The following is a 2,506-nucleotide window of genomic DNA, read 5'->3' as shown; positions in this document are numbered from 1 at the left end:
CCCCAATTGGAAAGCAACCCAGTGCGAGAGCTGCGGCAACTGTGCCCAGGCGTGCCCCACGGGCGCGCTCGTCGAAAAGCGCCGCTCGGAATATCGTGAGTGGGAGACCAAGAAGGTGCTCACCACCTGCCCGCATTGTGCGACTGGCTGCCAATATTATTTGGTGGTGAAAGACGGCAAAATCGTCGACACCGAAGCCGTCGACGGTCCGTCGAACCGCGGCCTGCTGTGCGTTAAAGGCCGAAGCGGCAGTTTCGATTTCGTTCAATCGTCCGATCGCCTCACCACGCCGCTCGTGCGCAATGTTGAAACGGGTAAGCTTGAGCCCGCTACGTGGGACGACGCGTTGAACTTGATTGCCGAAAAGATGGGTGGCATTCGCGATGAGTTTGGCGGACAAGCCCTCGCTGCGTTTGCATGCGCGCGTTCGGCTAACGAAGATATTTATATGCTGCAGAAAATGGCGCGCACGGTATTCAAGACGAACAACGTCGACAACTGCGCACGCGTGTGCCACGGTCCTTCGGTCGCGGGCCTCGCGCAAACGCTTGGCTCGGGCGCTATGACCAACCCCATCGCCGATATTGCCCAAAACGCCGAGCTCATCATGCTTGTAGGCAGCAATCCCGAAGAGGCGCATCCCGTTATTGGCATGCAGATTCGCAAAGCGGTTGAACGTGGGACGAAGCTCATCGTCGTTGATCCGCGCGATATTGGCCTGGCCGGCAAGGCCGACGTGCATTTGAAGCTGCGACCGGGTACGAATGTTGCGTTTGCGAATGGCGTGGCGCATGTGCTTATCGAGGAAGGCCTTATCGATCAGGAATTCATCGACGCGCGCTCCGAGGGCTTCGACGACTTCAAGCGCATGGTCGAGCGCTATACGCCCGAATACGTGGCCGATATTTGCGGCATCGATGCACGCGATTTGGTGCAGGCGGCGCGCATGTACGCTTCGGCAGATGCGGCGGCCATCGTGTACTGCCTGGGCGTGACCGAGCACACGGGCGGCACGGAAGGCGTTATGGCGCTGTCGAACCTGGCTATGATTACGGGCAATTTCGGCAAGCCGGGCTGTGGCGTGAATCCGTTGCGTGGCCAAAATAACGTGCAGGGCGCGTGCGACATGGGCGCCACCCCGCACGATTTCCCTGGCTATCAAAAGCTCGCGAACCCCGAGGTTATGGAGAAGTTCGAGAAGCATTGGGGCGTCGAGATTCCCAAGTGGAAAGGCACGTACGCCACCGACTGCTTCCCGAAGATGATTACGGGCGACATCAAGGGCCTGTTCATCTTCGGCGAAGACCCCGTGCGCACCGACCCCGATACCAATCACGTGATTCATGCGCTCGAATCGCTCGATTTCCTCGTGGTGGATGATTTGTTCCTCACCGAAACCGCGAAGTACGCCGATGTGGTGCTGCCCGGCCGCAGCTACGCGGAAAAAGAAGGCACGTTCAGCAATACCGAGCGTCGCGTTCAGCGTATTCGCACGGCCGTGACCATCGAGGGCGACACGCGGCTCGATACCGATATCTTCATCGACATCATGAACCGCATGGGCTACAAGCAGCCGCAGCTTACGAGTGCCGAAATCATGGACGAAATCGCCGAGCTCACGCCGAGCTTCCATGGCATTAGCCATGCGCGCCTCGATTCCGCCGAAGTTGCAGGTGCGGGTTTGCAGTGGCCCTGCAAGAGCGCCGATCATGCGGGTACGCCTATCATGCATGTGGGCGAATTCACGCGCGGCAAGGGGGCGTATTCGCTGGCCGAATACATTCCCGCAGCCGAGCTGCCGAACGCCGATTTCCCGCTGATGCTTACCACGGGACGCGTGCTGGCGCAGTACAACGCATGCGCCATGACGGCTCGAACCGAGGGCCTCAACGAGATCGACGGCGAATCGTTTATCGAGGTCAACACCGAAGACGCCGAAACTTTGGGCATTGCCGATGGCGATCGCGTGCGCGTGAGCAGCCGTCGCGCGACCATCGAGAGCACGGCGCGCGTGTCGGGCAAAACGAACCCGGGGCAAACGTGGATGCCGTTCCATTTCCAGGACGGCAATGCGAACTGGCTTACCAATGGGGCGCTTGATCGCATTTGCTCGACGCCCGAATACAAGGTCTGCGCAGTGAAGGTCGAGGCGATTTAGCGAATCGCGAGCTCCTCGCCGCACGAGATGTCGTGGCGTCTCCGGCACGTACGAGCCGCGCTCTGAGGCTTGGCCCCTTCGAGCCAGCCACGGGCGCGGCTTTTTGTTGCGATGTGTTTCGGGACGCGCGGGTGTACCTCGCGTCGCTGCGGTTGACGCGCGCCAGCTATTCTGTTGCGCGTCGCATTTCGGCCCGATATTCCTGCTTATCGCGCGCTTTTAATGAGGGCGTTACTTTCGAATCGACTCTATTCGGCTATAGTAGGGGGGTTACTAAAAACCGTTTAAGAAGAAACGCAGAGCCTATGGATTTCAACGCAATATTCGCTGTTGCGGTGTTCCTTATCG

The 2,506-nt window shown here is 59.3% G+C and carries 1 protein-coding gene; it reads left to right on the top strand.

The features are described 5' to 3' along the window. Positions 1–2,158 (top strand): formate dehydrogenase subunit alpha (fdhF, locus tag ACWI8T_RS09425; RefSeq protein WP_449138759.1); only part of this gene is annotated, 2,158 nt, incomplete at its 5' end. Positions 2,159–2,506 lie beyond the last annotated feature (348 nt).

The sequence above is a fragment of the Slackia sp. genome (assembly GCF_977041755.1).
Note: the sequence above shows the minus strand (reverse complement) of the source record. Positions and strands in the feature narration are given on the sequence as shown.